The 9,073-nt window shown below is 20.5% G+C and carries 3 protein-coding genes; 2 read left to right on the top strand and 1 reads right to left on the bottom strand.

What is annotated here, in order from left to right; all coding sequences use genetic code 25:
• On the bottom strand, window positions 1–149 hold a 149-nt coding region (locus tag VAMP_RS06715; protein ID WP_213349416.1), incomplete at its 3' end, for an AAA family ATPase.
• A 163-nt stretch (window positions 150–312) separates the two neighbouring features.
• Here VAMP_RS06715 and VAMP_RS03660 point away from each other — a divergent pair.
• A complete protein-coding gene (locus VAMP_RS03660; RefSeq protein WP_213349413.1) occupies window positions 313–1,680 on the top strand; it encodes a lipoprotein in 1,368 nt (455 codons plus the stop codon).
• Between the two features lie 193 nt (window positions 1,681–1,873).
• Window positions 1,874–9,073: hypothetical protein (locus tag VAMP_RS03655; protein WP_213349410.1), on the top strand; the 7,200-nt coding region annotated here is incomplete at its 3' end.

Here is a 9,073-nt window from a genome sequence, read left to right as displayed (position 1 = left end):
AATGATTTCCCAAACCTTCTTGGTCTAGACAAAAAATAATAATTATTACTTATCAACAAATTATATATTATTTTAGTTTTGTCTATATAATAATAATTATCTGTTATTAATTTCTTAAAATCTTGTATTCATATTGCTATTTTTTTCATATCTTTATTTTTTTAATATTACTAAATCTTTTTCATTATAATTTTTTCTTTACCAAAATCAATATTTTTTTCTCGCCCGGGCGGGAATATATTAAAGAAATGTTTGCTTTTTTATTTATTATAAATATATATTTTATATTTTAAATAATTAATAAAAAATATTATGAAAAAAATAATCCTATTAATAACACTTACTTTAATTTTATCAGCTTGTAATCAAGAAGAAAGTTGAAAGGTTAAAGATGAAAGTAATCATGATTTGAATGTTGAAAATGAAAAATCAGAAGAAAAAGTTAGTCAATATACTGAAGAAGATAAAATTGATGAAGAGGGAAAAACTAAAATAATTGATGAAGAAGTAAAAGTTATAGAAGAAGAAAATAAAGAAAATTTAATGAAAATTGATTTTGAAGTAAAAGAATTAGTTGATTATAATAATTGTATAATTGATAAAGAAAAGTTTGAAATATTAAAAGAAAATACAGATATTTTTAATTATGACGATTTTTGTATTCCAAAATATCAGTTAATTTGAACTATAAAATCATGAGAACCAGATCAAATAATTGTTAGAAGTTGTTGAGAAGATAATCCTTATACTTTACAACAATTTAATAAATGAGATGAAACTTTTGTTTATAATATTTCTAAAAATAATTGAAATTTGTGTAATAATTTTGAATTTTCATTTTTTTCAAATTGAGAAAAAATAAAAAGTGAAAATTATTTTTTGGAAAAAAATAATAGTTTGGAGTATGTTTTTGAGGAGAAAAAAGATTTATTAGATAATAACTGAAAATATTATATATATTGTAAAAATAATATTTGTAATGAGAAATATTATTTTATATTTTTTCATAATAATTTTATTTATTATGATTTTTTGTTGTTGAAAGAAATAGATCACTGAAGAAATTGAACAGAATATATAATATATTTTGAAGATTATAAATTATCTATAAATCAGTCATTTTGAGTTTCATTTAAAATGTTTGATTTACAAAATAATAAAATAACTTTTAATGAACAATATTATAAATACCTTTTTACTAATAATGAAATTGAAAAAATTAATAATATTATTAATAAATGATTTAATATTAATTTAATAATTAAGAATAAAGATATAGATATTTTAAATATTTTAAATAAAAATATTTTAAGAATTTTAGGAGATAAATTTGAAAATTTAGATGAAAATAAATTTAATTTAGTTAAGTATATGAGTCCATATAATAACTTATTAGAAATAAATTATAAAAATGAGAATTTGTATATTAATTTTAATTTAGATTCAAATAATTTTAAATTTAATGATAAAGTATCAAATTTTTATATGTATGAAAGCTTAGAACCAGCACCATGAATAAGTAAAATTTTTTATATATTTGAAAAAAATAATATTATCAAATATTTAGAAAATGCAAAATATAATGATGATTATATTGAATTAGATTATAATAAAAATATTAGGCTATTGCCAAGAAGATACACATTTAAATGATTTATGAGATTTTCCTGAAAATGTTAAAAAAGAAAATATATCTTTTTTAAAAGATAAGGAAGATATAAAGATTAGGTTATATAATCTAAATTTACCAACTGATAATGAATATTTTTTCATGTGAGTATATAAAAAATGAAATTTAATTAGAAATATTTATTTATTTGAAAATTGGTAAAATTGCTTTTTTTAGATAAAATTTACATTTTAAAAAACACTTATGAAAAAAGTAATCCTACTACTAACACTTATTTTATTTACACTAAATACAAGTTATGCAAATAATACTTCTATATGAATGAACCCAGAAGGAATAAGTTATTGGTCTACTCAATATCCTTTTATTGATTTTATGAAACAAGCATCAAATTGGCAAACTTGATGCGAATGGTGAAATACAAATTGTGATAATTTGGAAAATTGAAATTCTTGGGATACTAAAGAAAGTGATAAATTAATTTTGGATGAAAATTGATGGATAAAATGATTTGAGAACGATATAGTTTTTGATTATGCAAGGACTATAATTTTTCATTGAAATCAAAAAGAAATGATACCTTATGATGAATATATTATTTATTATGAATGAAATTGAGATTTAAAAATATCTTGAGCTGATATTTTACAAGAAAAAGATTGAGAAAAACATATAAAATTAAATAATAATTATTTATGGCTTGAAATAAAAGATATTGATCAAAATAATCATTTAAGAAATATTAAAATAATCCCCAAAAAATTTAAAAAAAATTTTGAAAAAAATGAAATTTTTAATCCTGATTGGCTTGATATAATAAAAGATTTTTCTACTTTGAGATTTATGGTTTGGATGAGAACAAACAATGATATAGATCAATCAACTTGGAACAAAAGACCCCAAATAAATGATCGTATTTGGTCAACAAAATGAGTTCCTCTTGAAATTATGATTAAATTATCAAATAAACTAAATTCTAATCCTTGGTTTACAATTCATCATACAAGTTGAGATGATTATATTCAAAATTTTGCAGAAACAATAAAAAATAATTTAAATGAAAATTTAATTTCTTATATAGAATATAGTAACGAAACTTGGAATTGGATGTTTGATCAAGCACATTATTGATTAAAAAAATGAAAAGAAAGATGGTGAGAAGATAAAGCAGATGCTTTTATGCAATATCACTGAATGAGAATTAATCAAATTTGTAATATTTTCAAAAATCAAGTTTTTAATGATAATTCAAGAATTAACTGTGTAGCAAGTACTCAAACAGCTTGGGAAGGAATGGAATTAAAAATTTTGGAATGTCCTTATTATGTTGAAGAATGAAATGAAGTTTGTTATGAAAATATTGATTCTTATGCAATAACAACTTATTTTAATTGAAGCTTACAAAAAGAAGAAAATAAAAATATTATAAAAGATTGGCTTGATTGAAAAGATTGAATAAATGAAGATTTTCCACAAAATGCATTTACTAAAGCTTTTGAACAAATAAAAGAAGAAAAATATTTTACTTGATCTTGAATACCTAGTTTAACTCAAAAAATAAAATATCATAAAGAAAAAGCTGATAAATATTGACTTAATTTAATAGCTTATGAAGGTTGACAACATATTTCTTGACTTTGATCTTATGCTCAAGAAGATAAACAAGTAACAGAATTTTTTAAACAAATAAATACTAATCCTTGAATTTATGATTTATATGAATTAATGTTAAATGCTTGGAGCGATAATTGATGATGATTACTTGCACATTTTACTGATATATGAAAACAATCAAAATATTGATCTTGGTGAGCTTTAACTCATTTAAATCAAGATTTAAAAGTTTGATATAAATATAATGCTTTGATTGATTTTATAGAAAAACTTGAATCACAAAAATCAAAATTAATTAAACTTGATAAATCAATGATATTTGATGAAAATATTTCTCATTATCATGATAATTTTATAACAAAAGCTTATAGTTTAGTAGATAATCAAGATCAAGTTCCAAATAATCCACAAGAAAAATTAAAAAAAATTTTTACTTGAGATAATTGGCAAGCTATTAGAAATAAAGATTATTTACCAAAATCTGCAATTATAGATTTAAAATGAGATTATACAATAACTCATATTTGATTTTTTGATTCAAATTGAAATCCAGAATTAAAAGTTTATTCTTGAAAAGCTTTTGAATGGGATTTTGTCTTTTCTCAAAAACTTGATAAATATAATAAATGGAGAATAATAGAAGTTGATAATATAAATACTAGATATTTAAGATTAGTCGTTGATAATGCTGATTCTTGAATTAAACAAATTTGAATATATTGATATTTAAATAAAGAAATAGATTTGAAAGATAAAGAACCAGTTGAAAAAAATCCTGATTTTTGAATAAATATTTGAGAATCTATTTGATTAAATGCTTTTATTGATGATCCTATTGATTTATTAAAAAATTTTGGACATATTAGAGAATATCATTCTATGACTTGGGACTGATCAAGTAAAAATGAAAAAATGTTTAATCCTAGTGGAAATAATATTTGGAATTTTGATGCTTATTATCAAAATTTGTCTGAATTATGAATTGAAGTAATACCAGCTATTCAATGAAATGCTAATTGGATTTTATGAGATTGAAAAGAATATTCAAATCATAATAATAAACCTATAAAAGAATGAAAAGATCCTTTGGATCCTGCTTCATATATTGAACATGCAAAACATATGTTTCAGTTTGTGGCAAGATATTGAAGTAATAAAGTTGATGAAGATAAATTATTACTTGCTGATAATCAAGAAAAAAAATCATGACTTGGATATATTAAATATTTTGAAAATTTTAATGAACCAAACAAAAACTGGGCTTGAAGAGATGCTTACTTTTCTCCTTATGAATTTGCTACAATGTTAAGTGCTGATTATGACTGACATGAATGAAAATTATGAGATAATGTTTGAATTAAAAATGCTGATCCTAATTCAAAATTAGTTATGTGATGATTAGTTTGATATTCAAGTATGACAAATTATTTAAATCTTATGAAAATATGGTTTGAAGCAAATCGTGATGATAAAAAATTTGTTCCTGATGTAATTAATTTTCATTCTTATAATACTGATAAAGCTCCTGAAAAAAATGATTATTTTGAAAGATTAAGAGAAATAGTTTTATGGAGAAATACAAATTATCCTGATAAACAAGTCTGGCTTACAGAATTTGGTTGGGATACTAATCCTAAATCTGAATATACTGCTATTAATGAACAAAATCAAGCAAATTGGATTGTTAGATGATATTTGATATGATTATCTACATGACTTGATAAAATTTCTATGTATATGTTAAGAGATGTAAATCCTGAAAATACTACTAAACATTCAAGTTCTTGACTTACTTGACCAAAATGAGATTGGACTCCAAAACAATCTTATTATTCTGTAATAAGTTTAAAAAAAATATTGTGAGATATGTATTTTGATAAAATTATTTCTGAAGATGAAGATTTATATATTTTTTCTTTTAAATCAAAAGAAAATGATAAAAAAACTTTTGCTATTTGGGATCCAAATATTGAAAACTGACAAACAAGAAATTATGATTTACAAATAAATGATTACAATAAAGCACTTTTTGAAAAACTTTGAACTGATAGTATAAATTATTTTCAAGAAATAATAAATATAAATGATAATAATATAAATTTAGAAATTTGAACAAGTCCAGTATTTGTAAGTGTTTGAGAAAAAATAGAAAACTTTTCTTTTCAAGAAAATACTATTAAATGGACTAATTGAGATTGAACAAAAATTTGAGATAAATGAATATTAAAAGTAAATATTGAATGAATAGATTATAATTATAATATTGAAATTATGAAAGATTGAAATTTATGGCTTCAAGAATTAGTAAAACATACTTGAATTTGAAAAAGATGTTTTTCTTGATGAGCAAAATGTAATAATTGGTGAGAAAATTCTTATATAATACAGTCAAAATCAACTTGTACTAATAAAAATTGTCCTGATGATTTTTATTGACTTTATACTTGGAAAACTGCTTTTGGAGAAAATAATAATTGAATTTGTTCTTTATTATGAAAAAATTGGACTTTACCAAAAAATAAAGATTTTGAAAATATTGATAATAAAATAAATAATTTATGACTTGCTTGATTTCGCAATGACTTATGATTTTTAAATCAAAATTGAACAAGACTTCATCTTTGGACTGCTGATGAAAATTGAGAAGAAAGAGCAATTTCAAAAAGATTTGATTTTTGAGATGAAAAATTTGATAATTTTGATTATGAAAATAAAAATAATTGATTATGAGCAATTTGTGTAAACAAAAATCACAATACAGTTCCTGTTGATCCAAGGAAAAAAGTTGATAGCTCAAAATATTTTTTAAATTTACCAAAAGATAATGATTGATGGACTATTTTAGAAGCTTCAGAAAATTCAAGAATAGTTTATTTAAGTAATGATTGAAATGATGAAAAATGTAAATCTTATTCAAAAAATGAAATTTGAGAAAATATTTATTTACCACAAAATATAATTTCTTGTAATTCTTTTGAGAAAGCTTATTCCTTAATTAGAAATAATTCAAATGATTTTTTATTAATAAAAAAATGAAGTGTATTTTATGAATGATTTTGAAATTTAAATAAATTTTGAGAATCAAAATCAAATCCTTTTGTAATTACAAGTTATTGAACATGAAAAAAAATGCCTTTATTTAAAACTTGAAAAGAACAATGATTTTCTATAACTTGAGAATTTAGAAATTTAGTTATTTCTTGAATAGAATTTTATGCTCATACAAGAAATCCTGATAGTGAAGAATTTACTTGAATTAATTGAAGTAGAGGTTTGAGAATAGTTTGAGAATGAAAATGAATATTGTTAGAATGAAATAAATTTTCTTATTATACAAGTAATGTAATTTCTGGATATTGAAATAATGATACAACTATTTGGGGACTTGATTTTAGAAGAAATACAATTTTAAATAATTATAGTGATTGAAACTGACACTCTCAATGATTATATTTATCAAGTTTAAGTGCAAATCTTGAAGAAAATATTTTTGATCATAATTGATGGTATTCACAAGATTGATCTTGATGACACGGAAAAGCAACAATGTTTAATCATAATGTATATGCTAGTTGAATTTTTGATTCTGTATTTAGTGGCAATATTTTTTCTAGATGAGCAAGTATAGGAACAAAATTTACTTCTAATACTTGAGATGGCTCAGTTTGATCTTGGAATATTTTATTAAAAAATAATTTATATATTTGATGAGAAATTTGAATTAGTATGTGATGAAATACAAGATCTGATTGGCTAACTTCAGAATTTCGTTGGCAAGATATAAATATAGAAAATAATATATTTACTAATATTTGATGGCCTAGACCTACAAATAGAAATTTATGATGGGCAATTTGAATATCTGATTGGGACTGATGAAAAGTAAAAAATAATCTAATTATAAATCAAGAAGAAAATCAAATAAATAATGTTTATTGAATTTCTTCGTCTTGAATTTCAAAAAATGTTTCAATAAATTGAAATATTATTCATAATTTAAAAAATTGAATTTGATTACAAATTGAATATTTAGATCATAATTATGAATGAATAAATTGAAAACTTTGAGAAATAGAAAATATGATTTTTTCTGGAAATATATTATCTTTTGATTGAGAAGATGATTTTATAAGAGCTATTGATTATGAACATATTGATAAATGGAATTTCAAAAATAATATTTATTATAATAAATCTGATTATAATTCTTTTTATTTGAAAATATGAAGCAGAATAAACTTTGATAATTGGAAAAATGAATATGAAAATAATGCGAATAATGAAAAATATTATTTTTATGATGAAAGTAGAAGTTTAGGAAGTTATCTAGATTTTATAAATAAATCTTGAAGTATAGATGAGTTAATAAAAAACATAAGAAAAGTAGATAAAAATAATTGGGATCAGACATTTATTGCTAAAAATATAAATAATTACTTATATAAATGATATTTTCCTATTTGTTTATGAGATAATGAACATAGTGAAAATTGAAAATGTGTTTGAAAAACTCAAAAAGAAAATATTTATTGATGATTCAAAAAAAGAACTTGGCATAATTGAAATTGGTCTGATTGGGAAATAACTTGTGATAAAAATTATTTATTGAAAAATAATAAATGTGTTTGAAAAACTCAAAAAGAAAATGTTGATTGATGATTCAAAAAAAGAACTTGGCATAATTGAAATTGGTCTGATTGGGAAATAACTTGTGATGAAAATTATTTATTGAAAAATAATAAATGTGTTTGAAAAACTCAAAAAGAAAATATTTGTTGATGATTCAAAAAAAGAACTTGGCATAATTGAAATTGGTCTGATTGGGAAATAACTTGCAATTCTTGATATACAAAATTTTGAAATTCTTGTAAAAAGAGAATTTCTTGAGGTTGAGGATGAACAAGATGGACAGTACCAAAAGAAAATCAAAAAGATAAAAAATTGGAAGAAAATAATCAAAATAAAGATAAAAAAGAAGAAAATAAAGAAAAAGAAGATAAAGATAAAAAAAATGACAAACAGGAAAATAAAAAAGTAAAAGAAGATCAAAAAAATAAAAAATTAGAAAAAAATAATAAAAACGAAGCTATAAATAAAATTTTAGAAAAAATAATTTATGAAAAAAAATGAAAAAACATAAATAAAAGAATAAAAATTGAAAATAAAGAATTAAAAGAAAAATTATATTTATTTAATAAAATAATAAATTTTAATAAATTTGATAAAATTTTATCTTGAAATAAATATTATCAAGAAATGTTAATTTATTATCAATATATGATATTATGAATAGATTATTTTTTAGAAACAAGAAATCCTATTTATAAAGAGATTATTTTTGAAAATTATAAAAAATTTGATTATATATATAATATATTTAATGAAAATTATGAAAAAATTAATAAATTAATAAACAAAAATAAAAAAAATGAAAATAATATTGAAAATATTATAAATTATTATATAAAAAATTGAGTAGTAGAAGAAGATATATTTGATAAGTTAGATAATATTATTACAAAAAAAGAATTAGCAAAATTAATAAAATCTATAAATGATAATACTTCAATAATTAATTTAAATGCAAACAAATGATGTTATATTACAGATATTTGAAATTTAGATTGAATTTATGATTCAAGTATTAGATGGACATGTTGAGTTTGAATTTTATGAACAGAAAATAATAAATTCAATCCATACTCCCCTATTCAAATAAATAAATTTTACTCAAATTTATCAAAGTTTCATAATATTAATTATGAATTCAATAATAAATCTTTATTGAATTATAAAACAATTTTGATTGATTTATATGAAAATGAAAAT

This window comes from Candidatus Vampirococcus lugosii (assembly GCF_018420025.1).
Classification (GTDB): Bacteria; Patescibacteriota; Gracilibacteria; order Absconditabacterales; family Absconditicoccaceae; genus Vampirococcus; species Vampirococcus lugosii.
This window is presented reverse-complemented; position numbering and strand designations above follow the sequence as displayed.